Origin of the sequence: Paenibacillus chungangensis (assembly GCF_042675905.1) — a bacterium.
Lineage (GTDB): Bacteria > Bacillota > Bacilli > Paenibacillales > Paenibacillaceae > Pristimantibacillus > Pristimantibacillus chungangensis.
Genome location: NZ_JBHTJZ010000022.1, coordinates 24,516 through 45,243 on the forward strand (window position 1 = coordinate 24,516; position 20,728 = coordinate 45,243).

13 protein-coding genes are annotated in these 20,728 nt (G+C 53.6%); 2 read left to right on the forward strand and 11 right to left on the reverse strand.

From position 1 onward, the window contains the following. Positions 1-22 precede the first annotated feature (22 nt). Positions 23-1,825: a cache domain-containing sensor histidine kinase gene (locus ACFQ2I_RS14245; protein ID WP_377565095.1), complete on the forward strand. Its 1,803-nt coding sequence runs from the start codon at positions 23-25 to the stop codon at positions 1,823-1,825. 72 nt (positions 1,826-1,897) lie between these two features. Then, the gene (locus ACFQ2I_RS14250) at positions 1,898-2,608 is read left to right on the forward strand and encodes a cupin domain-containing protein (protein ID WP_377565097.1); all 711 of its coding nucleotides are present in this window, start codon (positions 1,898-1,900) and stop codon (positions 2,606-2,608) included. Between the two features lie 13 nt (positions 2,609-2,621). Here the strand turns inward: ACFQ2I_RS14250 and ACFQ2I_RS14255 are convergent, their stop codons facing one another. The 11 genes from ACFQ2I_RS14255 to ACFQ2I_RS14305 all read right to left on the reverse strand — a co-directional run bounded on the left by ACFQ2I_RS14255 (position 2,622) and on the right by ACFQ2I_RS14305 (position 20,708). Beyond that, entirely contained in the window at positions 2,622-3,584 is a 963-nt protein-coding gene (locus tag ACFQ2I_RS14255) for a carbohydrate ABC transporter permease (protein ID WP_377565099.1), read from the reverse strand. A 15-nt stretch (positions 3,585-3,599) separates the two neighbouring features. Beyond that, complete coding sequence (locus tag ACFQ2I_RS14260; protein WP_377565101.1) at positions 3,600-4,496, reverse strand: carbohydrate ABC transporter permease; 897 nt, start codon at positions 4,494-4,496, stop codon at positions 3,600-3,602. Then, positions 4,493-7,126 carry a DUF5696 domain-containing protein gene (locus ACFQ2I_RS14265; RefSeq protein WP_377565103.1) on the reverse strand — a complete coding sequence of 878 codons (2,634 nt, stop codon included), beginning with the start codon at positions 7,124-7,126 and terminating at the stop codon, positions 4,493-4,495. Before ACFQ2I_RS14265 ends, ACFQ2I_RS14260 begins: the two co-directional genes overlap by 4 nt. A gap of 11 nt (positions 7,127-7,137) precedes the next feature. Then, positions 7,138-9,231, reverse strand: coding sequence for a YIP1 family protein (locus tag ACFQ2I_RS14270; protein WP_377565105.1), 2,094 nt, complete (start codon positions 9,229-9,231; stop codon positions 7,138-7,140). Positions 9,232-9,251: 20 nt separating this feature from the next. After that, positions 9,252-10,133 (reverse strand): carbohydrate ABC transporter permease, encoded by an 882-nt coding sequence (locus tag ACFQ2I_RS14275; protein ID WP_377565107.1) that lies wholly within the window; start codon positions 10,131-10,133, stop codon positions 9,252-9,254. 1 nt (position 10,134) lies between these two features. Then, positions 10,135-11,109 (reverse strand): carbohydrate ABC transporter permease, encoded by a 975-nt coding sequence (locus tag ACFQ2I_RS14280; protein ID WP_377565109.1) that lies wholly within the window; start codon positions 11,107-11,109, stop codon positions 10,135-10,137. A gap of 36 nt (positions 11,110-11,145) precedes the next feature. Beyond that, positions 11,146-14,085, reverse strand: a complete 2,940-nt coding sequence (locus ACFQ2I_RS14285; protein ID WP_377565111.1) for an extracellular solute-binding protein — start codon at positions 14,083-14,085, stop codon at positions 11,146-11,148. Between the two features lie 92 nt (positions 14,086-14,177). Next, positions 14,178-15,503, reverse strand: coding sequence for an ABC transporter substrate-binding protein (locus ACFQ2I_RS14290; RefSeq protein ID WP_377565113.1), 1,326 nt, complete (start codon positions 15,501-15,503; stop codon positions 14,178-14,180). 173 nt (positions 15,504-15,676) lie between these two features. Continuing rightward, complete coding sequence (locus ACFQ2I_RS14295) at positions 15,677-17,116, reverse strand: response regulator (RefSeq protein WP_377565115.1); 1,440 nt, start codon at positions 17,114-17,116, stop codon at positions 15,677-15,679. Beyond that, positions 17,113-18,900 (reverse strand): sensor histidine kinase, encoded by a 1,788-nt coding sequence (locus ACFQ2I_RS14300; protein ID WP_377565117.1) that lies wholly within the window; start codon positions 18,898-18,900, stop codon positions 17,113-17,115. The genes ACFQ2I_RS14295 and ACFQ2I_RS14300 overlap by 4 nt, the downstream gene beginning before the upstream one ends. 107 nt (positions 18,901-19,007) lie before the next feature. After that, positions 19,008-20,708, reverse strand: coding sequence for a DUF4091 domain-containing protein (locus ACFQ2I_RS14305; RefSeq protein ID WP_377565119.1), 1,701 nt, complete (start codon positions 20,706-20,708; stop codon positions 19,008-19,010). Between the last annotated feature and the right edge of the window lie 20 nt (positions 20,709-20,728).

Consider the following 20,728-nt stretch of genomic DNA (forward strand, 5'->3'; position numbering starts at 1 on the left):
GACATGAAGGAGTGCGGCCCGCTTGTATCAACCATCCTTATCCAGACGCATATTCATTACGAATATAATATTAGTTGCGGTGCCGCTGTTCATTATCGGAATTATCGGCTACTACGCCTATACCGGAGACTTGAAGAAGTCGACCGAGCAATATCAACATCAAATCTTAACCAAGCTGGAGCAGCAGACCGACGACTACTTCACGCAATTGGACAACATGCTTGTTACCTTATGGCTTCAGGGCAATGTGCAGCGGCTCAGCGATCTGCCGCCGGAGGAATGGAGGAACGAGACAGGGCTCATCTACGCCTTAAGTCGGTATATGACGAATCTGTTCAGCGCCAGAACCGGCAGCGAAGGCATCTTCCTGCTGACAACAAGCGGAGGCGTCTACCATGAGCTGACGAAGAGCTTCGTTAGGCGCGGCTATCCGTTCCAGGAGCAACCTTACTTCAAGGATAGCGAGCACCGGCGAAGAGCCTGGGTTAGCGGACCGGCCAAGCAGGATTACAGCGGAGGCTCGCTTGTCTTCTCCTTGAACCGCTCGCTGCTGCTGACGCCAGAGCTGAAGTGGCGGGGCGTCATTCGATATGATATCAATGCTGATGAAATCTATCGGCTGATTGAAGCAACCGAGCCTAGCGAGAACGGCTATTACGCCGTCGTCGACGAGGAGGGAAGAATCATCTATCATCCCAATCGAGACAAGATCGGAGAAGCGGCGAGCTTATTCTTCGACGAGCCGCTGCTGGCCATGAACGAAGGCCATATCATCGGCGACGTAGAGGGACGTAAGTCGCTGTCCACGATCGTCACCTCCGAAGTGACCGGCTGGCAGATGATCGGCATAGCGCCGTACGATCAATTAATGGCGGGTGCATATGCCGTGCGCAATCTGTTCGCAGGAGTCGCCTGCGCAACGCTGCTGCTAGGCGTTATTGTTATCGCACGCCTCAATCGATCACTGCTGGGGCCTCTTCATCGGCTGAATCATTCCATCAAGCGGCTAGGCGCCGGCAATATGTCTACCCAAGTGGAAGTGCCGCGTATCGTAGAGCTGCAAACGGTCACCGTGCAGTACAACGAGACGGTGCGGCGGTTGAAGCGGCTGCAGCAGGATCTGCTTACGACACAGCTCGCGCAGAAGGAAGCGCTCATCCGATATCAGGAAGCGGAAATCCGCCAGCGGGATGCGGAGCTGTCCCAGCTGCAAGCACAGATTAACCCGCACTTCCTGTACAATACGCTCTCCTCTATCGACAGCATGGCTGAGGAGCAAGGTGTCTCTTCCATCAACCAAGCGATCAAGCATCTGTCCCGCATGCTGCGCTACTCCGTATCCACTGGCCAGAAGCTAGTCTCATTGCGGGAGGAAATACAGCAGGCGCAGTCCTATGTCGCGCTGCAGCAGCTGCGGCACGGTCATCGGATCTCTGTCATTTGGGACATTGACCCGGCATGTGAGCGAGCGACGATCATCCGGCTGACACTGCAGCCACTGATTGAGAACGCCTATGAACACGGTCTGGAGCCCAGTCTGGAGGGCGGTACGATTCACGTATGTGCAAAGATAGCGAATTCGCAATTAGTGCTGGAGGTGAGCGATAACGGAGAAGGCATGGAAGAAGAGACGCTCCAGGAGTTGCAACGGTTTATCCGTTCACCTGCCTATTCCGAGACAATCGACGCTACCAAGATTAGGTTTTCGGGACTGAGGAACGTGATTAGAAGGCTTTTTCTAGCATACGGGGAGGATTGCGTGGCGGATATCGCTTCAAGCGAAGGAGAGGGAACGCGCATCGTCATTGCGCTCCCCCTCTCCTAGGCACATCCCCATGGGCTCAATCATATATTATCCTGACCTTATTTCATGGAAAGGCAGGAGGTCCCTATGAGCATGGCGCCCTTGAATGATGCTTCGCCGTCTATTCAGTACGCTTATCACATGGCCAACAATCCCGTATTTCAGAAGGATAGCCATAATTATTTCACCGGTGTCTCCGTCAACGAGCTGAACTCGGTGGGTAATGCGTCTTTGCTGGATATCTACATGACGGCGGGCAATGTGATCGAGCCGCATTACCATCAGAACGCTTCAGAGCTGGTATATGGCATTATCGGAACAGCCACGGTATCGCTGATCAACCCCTTCACCAAGCAGTTGCTTACCTTCAGAGTGCATCCCGGCTCCGTCGTCAATATTCCGCAAGGCTGGTGGCATTATATTATTGCGGAAAGCGCGCATACGCATATGCTGGCCATTTTCGACGCCCCCGTCCTTGAAATCATGAACGGCTCCGACATCTTGCGCCTGACGCCGCCAGACGTGCTGGCGCATACGTATGGTCTGAATGAAAACGCACTGAAGGAAGTACTCGCGCCGTTGCAATCGACTGTCACCATCGGTCCGCCGGAAGGTTGCATGCAGCGGCAAGAGCAGCCTGCTTCTTATCGGCAAGAAGAGGTCGGGCTTTCCGACTATGCGCCTGTCGGCGGGGTGGCCGTCGGCCACGATGTCGAGTATGGCCATCATCACCGGCCGCAGCACGTCCCGACGGCGGAGTATCCCTTCCATCCTATCCCGTTCCTATACCGGAGATGGGTCTGATTATCGGACAGCCTCAGCCGATCAGACCGCTGCGTTCCACACTTTCTACGAAGTAGCGCTGCGCGAACATATAGAGCAAGATGATCGGTACGATGAACAGCAGTTCGCCCGCATTTTTGACCAGATAGGCATACAGCGGATCGTTCAGTGAGAACGAGGCCCACATGACCGGAAGCTTCGTGGAAAGCACATCTGTAGAGGTAAGGAACAACGAGACGAAGTAGCTGTCATTCCACTGCCAGACGAAGGAGAACAGAATAACTGTAACGATCGCCGGTACAGCATTCGGCAGCATGATCCGGTAGAAGGAACGGAATACCGAGCACCCGTCGATGTAGGATGCTTCCTCCAGCTCGGTTGGAATACCTCTGAAGAACTGTCGGAATATGAAAATGAACAATCCGCTCTTAATGCCCATTCCCGTAATGGATTGCAGGATAAAAGGCCAGTAGCTATCCAGCAGATTGACCCCCTTCTCCCCCGTAAACAGACTAATCAGTCCGAATATGTCGAAGTAGCGGTAATTCAAATAAGTGGTAATCATAATGGTCTGGACCGGTACGATAATCGTGAAGACGACGCAGCCGAACAAGAAGCTGCTTCCCTTGAACTTCAGTCTGGCGAATGCGAAAGCAGCCAGCGCGCAGGAGAACACTTGCAGCAACGTCGTCATGCCAGCGATCGTGATGGAATGCAAGGCCGTCTTGGGATAATCCAGTGCCTGATAGGCGATTCGTAACGTCTCCAACGTAAAATGTTTCGGTATCCATAATACCGACGTATCATATACGTCCATACGATCCTTGAAGGAGACCGAGAACTTGAAAAAGAGCGGATACAAGATGACGAAGCAAAATCCGACGATCAATATCGTGCGCAGCGCAACCCAGCTCCAATGCTTCATCCATTGAAGTGGATAAAGCCTCTTGCCCCTAATGATCAAGCCTTCCGCGCGCGAAGTCATTGCCGGCTTCATAGGCGGCTTCCCTCCTTAATCGTAGTAGAATATTTTGCGGGATATGAGCGAGGTCGTGACAACGAGAATAACCGTGACGACCAAGAAGTATACCCATGCCATAGCCGCGCTGAGACTGAAATTCAAGCTTTGAAAAGCCGTGTCCCTGATCATCTCGCTAAGCTCATTGCGGCTATAGGCGTCTACAACTGTATACACGACATTCGTCAACAGAATGGGACTGATCATCGGCAGCGTAATTTTCCAGAAGGCTTCGTACCCGGTCGTCCCTTCAATCTTGGCGGCTTCGTACAGAGAAGGGGAGATGGATTGCAGCGCAGCCAGGAAAATGAGAATTTGCACGCCGGACGAGCTGATCACCTCATAAATCCGATCCACCGAGCCTGTAATATAATCCACAATGATGCTTGATACTCCCGATTCCAGCAACAGCCTCTGCAGCTCAAAGCTGGTGAAGGCGAAGCCGCCTTCATCCGAAACGCCCGTTACTGTAGATGCAATTGCAGTCATCTCGCTACTGCTCTCCAGAGACAATACCGGAGCGGCCAGCAGGACGGGTAGGAAGAAGATCGATCTTGCAAAGACACGGCCGCGAAACTTCTGATTGATTAAGGTGGCGACGAACAAACTGAATATCGTGATCGACGGCACATTAATGACGATGTCAGATATGGCTTCTACCAGCGTTCGATTGAAGGTGGGGTGAGACAGGAACAGCTCCCTGTAGAAGCCGAAGCCTTGAAAGTCAGTGTCGAAGCCATTCTTACCCAGCTTCAAGTCGTTCATGCTGTAAATAAACGATTGTATAAGCGGCACGAGGAACAGGAAAATAAACCCAAGAAACCAAGGTGTTACGAAGAGTAGACCCAAAGCGGCCTTCTTATGTCTTAGAGGCAAATTGCCCAGCTTCATGGTCCATCACCGCCTATCACTCGATAGTCCTTGCCCGCTATCGTCATGCCTTCTACACTGACAGGGGCTTCATTGTAATTCACTACGATCGATAACCCTTCCTCGTAAGTTGTCATATAGACATTCTCGGCCAGCTTCCGATGATCCGCAATCGTCTGATGACGCACCTGCTTCAGGATGCGATTGCTCTCCTCGTACAACTGAACAGCTTCGTCTAGCCAATGAGAGTAATCGGAGGCGTACATCGCATTCAGCTTCGTATCGCGAATCGCGGAGGGATTGTCGTGCATCCATTGATAATAGAGGAGCGATCCCGTCTCCAGCGTCTGCAGCAGCGCACTGCGGGCATCTTGATCATACCCGTGATTAAGAGGCATACCGGCCAGATCAACGTAACCATGCAGCACGATGGAATAGAATGGCACCTCTTCATACGCTATATTGAACTTGCTGCTGGAGAGCGGTGCGTTCACGATCGTATCCGCATAAGGGATGGCATAAGCATTGCCCCCATCCACCATCACACCGTTCACTTCTCCCGCAATCCGCTTCATGCTGTCAGCCACTGCCGTCATGGCATCCTGGCGATCCGTCGTCGCGCCCCCCGCGTCCACTTCGCTATACAGATCATGGCCCAGATCGCGCAGTGACAGGCCGTTGCTTCCGTAGGAGGCGTAATCCTTCAGGAAGTCGTTCACCACTCCCGGCAGCTTGCGAGGAGACAGCAGATAATGCTCCCTGCCTTCGGGATTCGTTGTAACGGGATCCCGGACGAAGCTGCGTATCGCCTTCCGGTTCAGGAAGCGGGTCGCATCCCGCGACGGTCGGAAGCCGTCCCCCCTGTCATACACGCGCAGAAATGCCACGTCGGGATATAACGCCACATGGCGGTCCTCCGCATATTCCAGCAGCCGTCGGAAGCCCGATCTCCCCCCCAGCTCGGAATCCAGCCTGATCGCTCTCGGCAGTGTATGGCGGTATCCTTCGTTGAACCATCCGGCATACTTCAGTTGAATATTGTACACCCCTGCACGCTGCAGCTGATCCAGAATATCTATGGCCTCTGTATATGTCGTCATCGGCTCCACCGCATCGTAAGGAATGCCCAGGAATGTATCACGCACCGACACCGCTCCGATCAACTCTAGCACGAACGGCATATCCGTCCCCCCCTGCACACGCTCTAGCTGGAAGCGATCGATCAGCTCCTGACGGTAAGCAGCCGCCATGCCGACATAATTGGCATCCTTCCCCGTCAAGAAGCGGTAGGAGATACCAATACCGTCATCGTATAGCTCGGAGAACTTCGGCACGCGCCTCGTCATGGATCCTGCACGGAACTCCACCGGCTCCATCTCCCTTACCCTGAACGATGCGCCGATCCGATTGTAGCTATTCAGCTTGCCGCTCGTGTCCGCTGTAATCACCGCTTGAGCGTCGCCTTGCCCGATGATCGCGAGCATCGCATGCTCGCCCCTCTTCATGCCGAAGACAGGCAATCTGGAGACGGCGACAATCTGAAGCACGGCACCTTCATCCTGCTTCGTAGTGCTATCCCTTCCGTATAGAGGCACCTCATACGCACGCGCTCCCTTGTTCGTGTCGTTCAAGCCGATTAGCGCACCGGAGCCGTCCGGTACAAGCATATATCCCTCCTCCTCCATGCCCGCAGCTGCGAAGAACGGCAGCAGTTGAATCTGATGGAGCGGGAATGCTTCCGTATCTGTCACAGCTTTCGTATCGACGGCAACGAACAGACTGCTGCCGCGCAATTCGTAACGGATCGGAATGGTGAAGCGGGGAGCAAGTTCCTCGCGCTCCGGATCATCAGCGGCGGCAGCGTTATCCTGCTTCGCTTCTTCCGCCGTGTAGCCGATGCTTTCCAGCAACGCGACCACATCCTTCACGATGTAGTCCTGCATGTCCTTCCGCTCATACTGCTCCTTCTCTTCATTGAAGAAGAAGCGGGTACGCAGCCGATTCCTCGCTTGCTCGTCCTGAATTCGGCCCAGAATCCGCTCTTCGAACCGCTCCTTGGACACCACCTTCGGAATCGCGCTCAACCCCTTCTCGGAGCTGCCTATCTCATAGATGATCGTAAGAATTCCTTCTTCCTGAACGACCTCGAACTGGTTCTTCTGCACACTCTCGACAGCGTTGTTCATATAAGACAAATGCCCTCGGTCGTTGTAATAGGACACGATGAGCTGCGAGTCCAGATCCGTCCTGTTCACTGCCGTGGCGATATCGTCCTTGTCGCGGTCCAACGGATTCGTCGCCCAATCCCGTCCGGTAGCCTTCTCCCGGACGACGACCTCCGTCGTCCCGGGATGGAACAGCAGCAGCAAATGCTCATTCTCTGCCGCCGCCTGAAAGCCGGGAGGAATGGGGGATGCTGCGGAAGCCGCATTAGCCAACAGCACTTGCTGAGCAACTGCGGCGACCGGTGCTGCATCCTGTCCGGCTCCCGGCTTCTGCCCGGCGATATATTCGACCTTCTGCCCGACATGCTCGGATACGGCCGGCACGCCGCCGTTGTCCGCGGCGCCGCTCAGCAGCGCCGTACCTCCCAGGCATACGCTAGCGAGACAAGCCGCCATGATGTACAAGCGCTTCTTCCTTCCTCTCATGTCAGCACCTCCTAAGCTCTAGCCGATATTTCGGTAAACAGGGATATGACGAACGCAATCATCTGCTGCAGCAGACTGAAGCACAGAATGCCTATGAATACGATGAACAGCATCACGACAACGGTCAGCAGCAGCGTGGTGATCGTCTTCATAATGGAATATTGGTGAACCGTCATCATGCCGACGAACAGCAGCCACAGGAACCAGATCACCGCGATCGTCTCGAACAGGTAGTAGAAGGCGGCTTCCTCGCGCGTAATGATATTGCTGAACAGAATCTGCGGCAAGTAGAGCGCCACAAGCGGAAGCATGGCGTAACCGACAGCCATGACGATCTCGTGGAATTTCCCCTCGCCGTCCATTAGCGTCGTCAGCGACCAGTTCGCTACACAGAATAGCAGGAACGGAAGCACAATGTAGATCAACTCATCCACGCTGTTCAATTCGCTCAGCTTATTGTAATTGACAATAAACCCGGAATACTGCCGCTTCATCACCATCGTGACGACGAGGGCCAGGACAATAGACAAGGCAATGGTTAACCGTCCCTTCCCCTCGTACTTCAGCTCCCAGAACCCGTTGAACGGACGGAACAGCGTGTAGAATGGAACGCGCATTACGCGTGTCTCCACGAAGTAAGCGTGCTTCCGCCTCCGCACCCAATAGATGCGGGCTGCGACCGTGAGCACGGCGCCAGTGATGAGTAGGGTCATGATTGTGTCGAAGTGATTCCACATATATTCCTTGCGGTACCGCTTGAACGCCTCGGAATAGTATTGGCGATTATTCCCATTCTGAAAGTACGCCATCGCCAGTCGATTCTCGTCCTGCTTCAAGAGCGCCTTGCCCATACCGATATACGCAATGTCGAAGTTGGCATTCATCTGCAGCACTTCATTCCATGCCTTCGCCGCATCATCCGCCCGTCCCGCATCATGCGACTTGACGGCTTCCCTTATATAGCTGCCATATCGTGTCGGCGCGAACAGCGTCAGCCGGTTCATCTCGTTGTCCAGCACCGCCAGTCGGTCGCCGACCATCTCAATGGCGACCGGCTTCTGGAAGTTGTTCCACTGCGTGCCGATCCCTCCCAACTGATAGAGCAGATTGCCGTCCCTGTCATAAGTGAAGATCCGGTTACGGGTAGAATCCAGGCCGCTGTACATACCGCTGACATCCGATACGACGTCAATGAATCGAGAACTGCCCGTATTCATAAGCCCCACGTCTTCGCCGGCAGCCGCCTCGACGTGGATGACGTCAACATCCCCAATGGGCGGAAAGTAGCCCTCACGGCGCAGAATATCCTCGCCGCTGGGATTGAAGCGCTTGATCGGCGCATTGGAATTGGCTTCTGAGGAGACGGCATAAATAAATCCGCGCTCATCCAGATCGATATTGCTGAATTCAATCGGGAGGAACAGCTCCATCTGCTCCGCTTGCTCCTTCGTCGACAGCCGCTTCCACAGCAGATCAGCAGGGCTGAAGCGAACCTTGTTCGTGCCGACATAGCCCTTGAAGCCGCCGAAGCTATCGAGCTCCATAATGCCCTCGTATGCCCCTTGGGCTACAACATACATGCGATTCGCCTTGTCGACCTGAAGCTTGAGCGGAAAGTATTGAAAGTTCTCCGGCAAAATGCTGGAATCCGGCGACTCGAATATCCCGATAAGTGATCCATCATGCGCAAGCTGCACAATCCGGTTATGATGTGTATCCGCAATAAAGATATCGTTATTGTCATCGACGAAAACGCCGTATGGCTTGTTGAAACTATCGTTCTCTCCATTGTGAAGAAATCCGTCAATCGTCCGAATCAGATTGCCGTACTCATCCAGACAGACGATGCGATTGTTGCCCGAATCGGCAATGTAGATGCGACGATCCGTCGCCACGAATACATCCTGGGGCGTATTGAAGTGGCCGATGCCAAGCTCCGTGCCGTACACATGCTTCTCCGCTCGGTAAGGATAAGGCGCAGGCTCGGCGTCTCCCCAATACGAATAGTTGTAGCTATAATCCGGAAGCGCGTGGCCCGGCGCGGCGAAGCCGACGATGCCGCACAGTGTCAGCAAGAGACCTACCGTACGCTTTATAACTGCCACCTGGCTCCCCCCTTTCTTCACTATTCCTTCAGTCCGGAAGACGACATCGTCTGAATGACACTCTTCTGCGTGAAGAGGAAGATCGTCACCGGAACAAGCATCATGATAAGCGCCGCGGCGGCTAGTGGCCCAGATCGCATGAACCCGCCGGACAGAATCTGGCTGAACGCATAGTCCATCGTCTTCAGCTGCTCACTGTATACGAAGGCCGCTCCCTGACTGCCGCTGCCCGTTCCCCATAACCCCTTGAAGGAAAAGATGATAAGCGTCAGCCAAGCAGGTCTGACCATGGGCATAATAATCGTCCAGAAAATCCGGTATTCACTTGCCCCGTCGATCTTAGCCGCTTCAATGACCGCATCCGGAATGCCCTCCATGAACTGCTTCATCAGGAACAGCCCCAACGACGTGGCGAAGGCGGGGAAGATAAGCGCACCATAAGAGTCCAGCAGCCCCACCCATGTGATAGTCAAATAGTTCGGAATCTCCGTAATCTGGGGAGCGAACATAAGCGACAGCACGACAACAGTGAACAGCAGCTTATTGCCCGGCAGCCTCAGCTTGGCAAGTGGATAGGCCGCCATCGAAGCAAGCACGACATGGCCGGCCGTCCCCGTCACCGCCACGAATATCGTATTGAACACATAGCGGGACAGTGGCACCCACGAATTGGAGAAGATGAGCGACAAATCGTAGAAGTTGTCCAGCGTTGGCGAGCGGACAAAGAAGGTCGGCGGGAACAGAAACAACTCGTCTAACGGCTTAAGCGCCGTGCTGATCATGAAGACGAAGGGAATGGCCATAAAGGCCCCCGCGCCGCTCAGTATTAGAAACAAGATGAAATCCATGCTAAACGAGCGGTTCAGCTTCTTCCTTCTGCGCAGCCGAAGTACAACGTTCATCCTAATCGCCCACCTTCCGCAGCAATTTCTGCACAATCAGATTGGAGCCCAGCATCATCACGAATAGCACGGTGGCGATTGCGCTGGCATAGCCCATCTCGAAGCGTATGGATCCGAAATCTTTCAAGTGGGTGACGATCGTATGACCGGCATACTGTGGGCTCGGAAAACCCACCATGGAAGTGGCGACATCCGCTACTGCAAAGGAAGAAGTAATCTGCATAACGGCTCCGAACATTAGCATCGGGCGCATCGAGGGCAGCGTAATGAACCACAACTCTTGCCACCGATTGCGGATTCCGTCAATCGCTCCAGCCTCGATAAGCGTCGCGTCCAACCCCTGCAACCCCGCTATAAAGGCGAGAAAGGCCGTGCCCAGGCTTAGCCACAGCTGGACAAGCATGACGATCGCAAGCATATACTTGGGGTCCTGCAGCCACTGGACGGGTTCCAAGATGAACCCCCACTTCATGAGAAAGGCGTTGACATAGCCGAAGGAATCGCCTGAGAAGGCCACCTGCCATATCAGATAAGCGTTGCCGGATATGGACGGTGCATAGAACAATAACGTCACGACCGCACGAATGCCCGGAGACAGCTCATTAATGAGCCAAGCCAGGAAGAAGCAAGCGATATAGCTGACGGGGCCCGTAATCGCTGCGAACAGCAGCGTATTTTTCAAGGCGATCAGGAACACTTCATCCTTGACGAACAGATTGGCGTAATTGTCCCATCCGATCCATACCGGCGCTTCCAGCACATTGAAATAAGTGAAGCTGAGTCCGAACGCCATTAGAACAGGAAAGGCGGTAAATACGAAAAACAAGATGAAATATGGAGCCATTAGGATGTATCCCTGCCTCTGCCTCTTCACCTCGCCGCGCAGCAGAACCAGTCTGCTGCGCAACGTGGCGAGTCGACTTGCAGGCACTTCATTGTCTCTTACAGCGACACCGGCAAGATTCTCGTTCCCCATTGAGAGCCCCTCCCTCTTCGAAGATTTCTTCCCCCGTTACTCAATCGGCAAGCCGAATTCCTTACGCTTCTTCATAATTTCATCGTTGATATAACGGGTATAAAGGTCGATAGCCTCGCGCGGATCTTCATTGGAGATGACGACGCTGCGGAATGCGTTGTCCAGATGCCGCCCCGTGAAGTAGCCTCCCGCTACCTCCGGTATGCCCCGAGCCCACTCCCATTGCTCCATCAGCGTATTGTAGTCCTTCACCTGCCACGGAATGCGGGCGACGGCCTCTATCGTCGCGGCGGCATTACGGCCAGCCGGTCCGAACAGACCTTCCAGCTCCAGACTGAACTTAGCTTGAACCTCGGCGCTAGTCCACCAGTCCAGGAAAGCCCAAGACGCTTCCTTCTGCTTGCTGTCACTTAGCATGACCGCAGCAGCGCCCGATGAAGGCACGTCCCTTCGGATCGTGCCATCGGATTGCCGCGTGCCAGGCACCGGTACGAAATCCCATAACCCCTTCAACTCCGGCGCTGCGATGGTAATAATGTTGAACCTCTCGTAATCATCTATGCCGATCGGCATCTCGCCACTGCGGAATCGGTTCGTAAAGTCCGTCGCTAGCGGAAGCTTATAGGTGGTATATAGCTCCGTCCATTCCATGAACGTCTTGATCGCTATCTCCGTATCTAGCGCGCTCCGCATGCCGTCGTCGCGATACAGCTCCCCGTCGTTCTGGAACAGCATCATGCCGAAGGCAGGATTGACGGGCAGCGTGGCATTGTCCTGTACGTTGGAGCCCAGCTTGATCAAGATCTGGATCGGGAAGCCGAACAGCAGGTTCTGCTTCTGAAGCTCCGGAATCATCTGGAATACGTCATCCCAGGTATCCGGCACTTGCAGATTCAATTCCTCCAGAATATCTTTCCGGTAGAACAACACCGGGAACGATTGCCGAACGGGCAGACCATACGTCCCCCCGTTGAACGCATAAGGCACGATCGCACTTTCATGAAAGCGCGACTTCACCTCTTGAAATTCCGGGAACCTCGACAGATCCTCTACGCCGCCGCGCAGGGCATAATTGACCGGCTTGTCGTCCGGCAGAGCGAATGAAACATCCGGTCCGCGGCCGGCAAGCATCGCTTGAAGCAGCACCGGCTCGTTCACCACTTGAATATCCACGCTAATTCCCGTATTCGGCGTGAATGATTCATCGATCAACCGCTTTACGATCTTGGCCTGATCCAGTCCCTGCGTCATCCATAGCGTAATTTTCTTGTCGCCTTCCTTCGCAGCAGACAATTGATTGAAGTCGGTGACGAATGACAAGAAGAAAGCTCCCGCACTGTGCTTCATCCGCTCCCATAACGTCGCTCGAGCCTCCGGCATGCTGCGATCGGGAGAGGCAACGACGAGATAGTCCACCGACAACGGCATATAATTGATGGAATAGATCCAATCACCCAGCGAGCTTGTATTCGATTTGAATGTCTCTAACCGGCGAGCGATCGTATCGGGATGCTCCGCCATATCTCGAAGCTGATAGAGGAGTCGCTTCAAGGTAGCCGTACGGTCGCTGTCACCGCCGGCGATCAGCTCCACTTGCTGAATAACGGAATCCAGCACGCTCGCCTGCTCTTCCAGCACGTTCACCAGCTCCGGTATTTTCTCATCCAGCTGGTAATCGCGGTACTCATCGGGAACCGTACCCGTGACCATAATAATTCGACGATAGAGCCGGTTCAGCTCCAGCACGCTGGACTCCACCGTTCTTAGCAGCAGCGCCATATCGCCAAGCGTGACTTCAAGCTTGATCTCATGCCGTCCCTTGCTCAGATAGAACTTGTAGGCACCGTCTTCGTCGCCGAGCCGATTCATACTCCAATTGCTGGAGAAGGGGAAAGCGAGGCTGTCCATTTCCCGGAACGGCAGCTTGCCGTCAATATACAACCGCCGATAGGAAATCATGCCTCTCTGAAAACTTTGCAAATATTTGATGCCAATATGATAGAGTCCGTCTTCCGGAACTTCGATCTCCCAAGTCAGCCATTGTCCGGCTTCTGACCAATTGTAGCCGCCAATCGTGTTTAACCGGATTTGGGACATATGGTAAGGCTCTGTTGCGGGGCTGCTACGATCCATCATAGGATAGATGACCTGACTCGACTTCAGTTCAGCGTCTTCCCCCTGCACTTTGATGAACACATCCAATGCGTCCTTATAGCCGTTCCCTTCATAGCTTGCCGCTACCGAACTATACTCTTCCGCTTCTTCCCATTGCTTCAGCACAATATAATCGATCAACAGCCCTTCTCTTGCGGATACTAGCGATATTACATTGGTACCTTCACGGAAGTAGAAGAGATACGGGGTATTATGCCTGCCGTCGGAGCTCTGCAAGAACGTTTCCTGCCAGATGGGGGTTTCCTTCTGACTGAGATGCATATCGTTGCCCCGGTCGTCCCGCTGCATCTCCCCGTCACTTGCCCATACTCTGCGGAAGGTGAGATTGCGGCTCTCCATGAAGGGTGTTTTCCCATTAATGAGCAGCTCTCGATCAATATCCGCACCTTTACCGGCAACGGGGAAATAGCGAATCGCGATTCCGTACAGCCCTTCTTCTTTCACTTCAACTGTCCAAGTCATGGAGCCCGTCTCGCCTGTCTCCACCACTCCCCCGCTTGCCCCGTCCATATACGGGACGATTCGCGGCTGCATCGCTTCCGAACCGGAGAAGTCCTCGCCTTGCAGCATGATCTCCCGATTCGGTCTTGGCATACCCTTGTATTGACGCAAGTAATGGTCATAGCCGCCCTTGACATAATTGCCCAAGCTGCCCGCTTCCGCCTCCCTTGCCGCAGATGCATAGACTTCCTTGTCAGACTCCCCTCTGGTATGGGGGGACTGGGTTAGGAGGCTAGCGCTGCACATGGCCGCCAGCAATATGATTTTCATTCCTTTGAACGTCTTCTTCCCGCTCCCCATCGTACACCCCTTTCCCGCTTATGAGAGACACCCCAACCGCCGGACTGTTGCAGCCGATTGGGGTGCCTGCCGAATACCTATTGTTCATCCGCTTACTTTTTCAAGGTAACGTCGATCGCTGCTTGCGCCAGCGGCTTGATTCTGGCCATTTCGCTTGCCGGCGTGCCGTTGCCGGACGTGATATTATTGATCGCTTCATTAAAGTAGTTCGCCAATCCTTCATATGCGTAAAATTGCAGCACGGTTCCGTTCCCCAACATTTTACGCAGCGTATTCAAGCCTTCCTGATTTCTGAAGTTGGCCTCCTCTGCGCGAATTACCGCATCTTTGCTCTTGACCTGATCACGCTCGTACAGTTCTTTCCATACAGCCATTACTTCCTTCGGATTCTCCACATCGCTCATCAGATGCCACATATTGATTGGCGTCGGCACGACGTAGTTATCCGCATTGGGGCCTTTCGGGAAGAAGACGTAGCTCCAGTCGTCCGCCATGTTCTTATTGAAGTCGAATGCCGCCCAGCGATAGTTGGGATAGAACAGCGCTGTTCCTTCCGGCCAGCTTCCGCCGACTACCTTGTGCACGTTATACAGATCGGATACGAACTGCAGCGCCTCCATCGCTTCCGGATTGTCGAATGTAATCTGGTCATCCTTGGTCACATAAGCATTATTAGAGTAAATAAGCGGAATCGCTAAGTCGGAAGGAGTCGACGGCGGCACCACGCCGAACGTGCCGTCCTTTGTGACCGCCTTGGCCATCTCCAGGAACTTATCCCACGTCCACTCTCCGCGTTCCTGCAGCTCATACGGATCTTCCAGTCCGTTCCGTTGAATGAGCGTCTTATTATAATAGAACCCGTGGCCATTATTGTCCTTGTCGGTGAAGCTGTACTGCTTGCCATTGTATTTGCCGTAATTGAGCATAATCTGATTCCAATTGGGGTCATTCATATCTACCAGATCGTCGATCGGCTGAATATAACCCTCGCTCACCATTTTCGGAATCGACCATTCCAGCGGAATCATAATAATATCGGCGAACGGCTGGCCTGCTACGGACGTCGTAATAATCCGGGATTGAATTTCTCCGAACGGCACCGTCACATATTCAATCTTTACGTTGAACTTCTCTTCTGCTTTGCGTTGCAGCTCCTTCTCTTCCTCCGACAAGTAGTTTTCCATTCCCCACCACTGGCCGATCCGAATCGTTCTGCCCTTTAAGTCGATTACTTCATTCTCGGGAGCTTTGGATGGAGGGGCTTCGGTCGCTTTAGGAGCTTCCGTCGCTTTGGGAGCTTCTGTCGCCTTAGACACTTCCTCATTGTTATTGCTACCAGACGATTCTCCGGACGAGCAGCCCGCGAATAGGAATACCATCACCAGGACAAGTAATAGCGACAACCATTTTGCTTTCATGACTCTTCCCCCTGTATCATCGATTTTAATGAAGCGCTTTCAATTGTTGTACGATTCATTGTAAATGAAGCCGCAGACGATTGGTATATATGGAATTGCATACTTATTGTACATAAAAAGCCCCTATCGCTAGGGGCAGGCCAATCAACAACTAAATATTGTACATAAGGCCTTCAAAGCATCTCCATACGAAATTGCGAAGGCGTCTTGCCAATGATCTTCTTGAATATCTTCGTGAAATAGAAATAGTCCGCATAGCCTGCCTTCTCCGCGATCTCTCCCACCATCAGTTCAGTATCCGCCAACAGCTCGCAAGCATAGCCGATCCGAAGCTTGGCGATATAGGAAGTGAACGTCTCTCCCACCTCCTTCTTGAACAGCTGGCTAATATAGCTGGGACTGGTGTAAAACATGCGGGACAAACTCTGTATCGACAATTCTTCCAGGAAATGCCAATTGACATAGTGCAGGATGTTCCGGAATGTCTCATTGCCTGACTCCGCCGAACTATATTCGGGCGCTTCTAGAATATTCTTGCTGACGAATTGTCTCAGTTCCTGAAGCATCTCACCGGCATTCCCGTAATGACTGAGCAGCAGATCATGGCTGTACAGCATATTGTCAGCGGCATCCGCCCTGTAGCGGTACATGAACGAATATACAATATTGTACAGTTGAAGTGCGTGCTGAACGGTGTAGCGGTGTTCGCGGAATTGTAGCGCAAGCGCATCGAACGTCCGGCCTGCGGCTGCTACGTCGGCGCTTCGTATTGCCTGATCCAGTTGCTTCAAGCTTTCCTTGAACGATTCGTAAGGCGATGCCGCATGTTGACGGTATACGGCTGACCGGCCCGTCATAAAGTAGCCGTCCGACAGATGGCTGGCGCTTTCTATCGCCTTTCGCAGCATGCCCAGCTCCGTCACTTTCCCACTAACGCCGATTCCCTTCAAATCAGCGGACAACTGCACGCTCTCCCGCTCAATCATCTCCTCCAACTGCTCCCAGGGCACGATGATCACATACTTGTTTTTACCGATCTTCACATAGTGGCTCCGTTCCTGAGCGTGAGAGGCAAGCTCCGCACCAGGTGCAGTCGTGCATACGATTGCACCGACCTCCAGCCCGCTCTCCGAGAGGATTCCGCATGCCATCCATTCCTCTAACAGTCGGCTGCCGTGTTCTACTCCGGGGTCCTCCAGGTACAGATGCAAGGCGCTCTCTTCCGTTGGCCGCTTCGTCTCCCTGCCCTTCTTGATCCTGCCAAGAATCGAGACAATCTCGTCCTCATCGAACGGCTTCAGACAATAAGCCAGCGCGCCATAAGCCAGCGCCTTCTGGGCATATGCGAATTCCGCATAACCGCTAACTACGATGAACCGGGTGTGCGCATGCAACTCGCCGCCCCGCTTGATAAGCTCCAGCCCGCTCATTCCCGGCATTCGGATGTCGGTGAATACGACATCTGGACGAATGCTATCCATCATCGCCAGCGCTTCCTGGCCGCTGAGTGCCGTGCCCGCGACCTCGAAGCCAAGCCGTCCCCAGTCGACACTGGCCTTCAGACTTTCCACCACCCAAGCTTCATCGTCTACCAGCAGCACTTTGCAGCTCATCTGAGCATGTCTCCTTTCGTCGGAAGCTTCATCGTTACAGTCGTGCCTTGCATTAACACGCTCGTTACCTGCAAGCCGTAGCCTTGTCCGTATGTCAGCTTCAGTCTGGCATCCACATTAGAGAAGCCGATGCTGCTGTTGCTGTCCTCCCTCGGCCAATGCCCCGATTCCGAAGACGTCAGCTCCTGCAGTCTTTTTAGCCGCCGCTCATCCATTCCCACTCCATCATCTTCTATCGTCAGGATGAAATCGCCTGTCTCGTCCATGATGCCAGACAGGCGAAGCGTTCCATGCTCCTCCTTCGGCTCCAGCCCGTGATAGACAGCATTCTCCACAAGCGGCTGCAAGATCATTTTCGGCACCAGAATGTCCTGACAGTCCTCGTGGATCGACAGCTCTACGCTGAATCTGGACCCGAATCGCAATCGCTGAATTTGAAGATAGGACTCCACGATCGACAGCTCGGTATGCAGCGGTACAATTCCGTCTCCCTTGATCGTATAGCGGAAGATGCTGCCTAGAGATGCTGCGGCGTCCCTGATCTCCTTTGCCCCTTTCACCGCGGCCATCCCCTTAAGCATCTCCAGTGTATTGTACAGGAAGTGCGGGTTGATCTGACTTCGCAAATAAGCGAGCTCTGCCTTCTTCTTCTCCAACTCCGTTCCATAGAGGGTGGCGTGCGTGTCCAGCAGCTCTCGGGTCAAGGAGTCGATCTTGTTCAGCATGTCATTGAATTGATTAGCCATCAGACTCATCTCGACATACCCGTCCAGATCGATTCTGTTGCGCAGCTTGCCAAGATCTCCCCGTCTCACCGTGTTCATGAACGTCATCAATTTCTTGAGCGGCGTCAATATATTGTTCGTGACGACCTTGAACATCAACCCCATAACGATAGCGCCGACCAGAAAGATGAGAATAAAAAAAAGACGAATCGCATTCATATCGCGCATGAGTTCATCCTTCGGTATCATGCTGACGATGGAGCTTTTAATTTCCGGCAAATATTCCGTATGCGTAATGTAACGCTTATCTTCCCATTCAGTCTCCCTCAATACGGAGCCCGAGCGAAAATCGCCCAGAAACTGAAGCTCGCTTCCCGCTTGGAGCTGATCATTGCCGGACACAACCTTGCGTTGCCAGTCCATGAAAAATGTAATCGCATTCATTTCTTTCGTCAATTGATCAATTTCACTGATTAGCGCCTGGGGGGATACTACGAAGAATAACGTCCCGACCGACTGATTGAACAGTTCTCCGGGCTGTGAGTATTTGATTCTGCTGCCGATCAGGAATACATTCTCATGCGCGTACCGATCGCCGAATTGCTGTAAGCCGTAATAATAAAAAGACTCGTCTTGCGGGATTGCTCCCTGGTAGGACTCTGTCACCCTTCTGCCTTCCGCAATATCCATCCAGCGACCGTCTGCGCCAAGGATGACGATGTCCAATATGCCCTCCTTCAAGGTACTGGTGTTAATAAGCAGACTGTCAATCCGCTTCGCAAGCAGGAAGGCTTGTACTTTATCTTCCTCTACAAGGAAATTTTGAACATCCATATTGAAGGCGATATTCATCATCAACCTCTCCAGCACATCCTTATTGGCATACACCGTTCCCTTCATTTGCCCAATCAGATCACTGGTGAATTTGTCATTGTTCAAGCTGATAATCTTGGCCATCTGAAGATAGCTTGCAGACAACATAAACATGACGACAAGCGCCATTAGCAGGGAGATGACGAAAATCTGCGATCGTATCGTAAGCTTGCGCATCAGGGCCATGCTGATCGCTCCATTCCGCGCGTAATGTCAAATTCCGCCCACATAGCGGGCAAGCCCCTGCCGGGAAACGAATAATCACTGTAACCGGCAGGGGCATGTTCTTATCGCTACTGACTGGCGCTTGCCGTCAATGCCGCGGATATGGCAGCATTGATGCGCCCCCTGACGTCCAGCAGCCATGCCATATCGGTCGGATAGCGCTTGAAGTGCAGCGGCTCCGCCAAGCCATGCTCGATCAGCTCCAGCGCCTTGTCACGTCCGGCCAGCGATTCCAGCAGCTCCAGCGCTCGCTGATCCTGCTGTGCTTCGCGGAATACTTCCCAGCGCAAGGAATCGATCGGACCTTCTTCGCCCGGATAGACGACGAACGCATCGCCTGACGGGAACGCGCATACGGCATCGGTAACGCAGAAGGGGTCGATGACACGCGTGGAGTATTGGCTGTACCAGAAGTTATAGCCCCAATGAAGGAAGCCCTGTACGTCGAACTTGTATAACTGCAGGCCAAGTACACGATTTCTCGCCGAAGGCATGCTGAAGAAGCGATTGGACACTTCACGGAACTGTCCGCAGCAATAATACGTCCATAACGGATTGGTGTTGCCTTCCAGGAAGGCATCCATATGATCATTGGACGGTACGGGAATCTCCACCAGCCCATGTTCATAGAAGGAATAGTCCGACAAGGCGTCAATGAATTTGAAGCCGCCCAGGTGGCGGCGCAGCAGCTCGCTTGCCCGCTTGTATGGTTCCAGGTGATCGGCTTGCGGCTCATCCGACACGTGGAAGTATACCGCATCCTGCAGCCCTCTGTCCTTGATGAAGGAGACGAGCTGTGGCAGGAACTGATTCAGGAAGCCAGCATATTCCTCGCTGGCTGCATCCGTCTCCCAGCCGAATATGCGCTCCTCTCTCCCGTTGACCGTCGCCATAATCTTGGGCGCATGCTTCGCTCCCCATTGCGTGAACAGATGCGACATCTCAAAATAGCGGATGCCTGCCGAGCGGCACATGCCGATCCATCTGTCCAGCTTATCGAAGTTGAAGCGATACCCCCCATCGCCTGTCTTCTCCACTCCGACAAGCTGCACGGTTGGCCGCTCGCCTCCGACAGCCGTGTCCAGCGGCGGGGTGAACAGCGGCGTCAGCAGCAAATTCACGCCATGCTCCGCCGCATTGCGGACATATCGGTCCAGCAACTTCCAGTGGTCTTCGCTGAAGATGTCAACATCGTACTGCGTCGCGATACAATCGGTATGGAACCACTCCGTATGAATCAACTTCTGCTCAGGCAGCTCTGCCGGAATGATGTCCAGCCGGAACTCTTCTTGCCCGAGTACCTCGCCGGACTGCTCCTTGAGCGTCAACTTGATGTCATATAAGGAGGCCGTCTTGCCCTTGCCCGCCAGTCCCGCTTCCATGGCTGGCAGCTTCACCGTTACCCAGACGGCACGCCAACTGTTCGGCAGCGCGCGTAGCCCTTCGCTCTCCGCAACAGGATACAAGACGTCGGGGAACAAGCCTGGCTCTGTCGTTATGTAATTAGAATCTGTCTCCGCGTAGGCTGGCATCTCTGAAGGAGACAAGCCGACGGCGCGAATTGTCGCATAGGGGGCCAGCTCAGAATCCAGTTCCACTCTTATGCCTTTGATCAGCCGATCGGAGCGATAAGCAACCTGGAACGAATAGACTTCGTTCCATAGCGCCGTTCCGGTCTGGATTGGCGCGTCCTGCAGCTCCGCTTGCGGGAATACTTTGCTTAATGAACTGAGACAACGTGTTTCAAAGCCTTGCGATTGCTGTGTCATAGCGTTAGCTCCTTCATCTT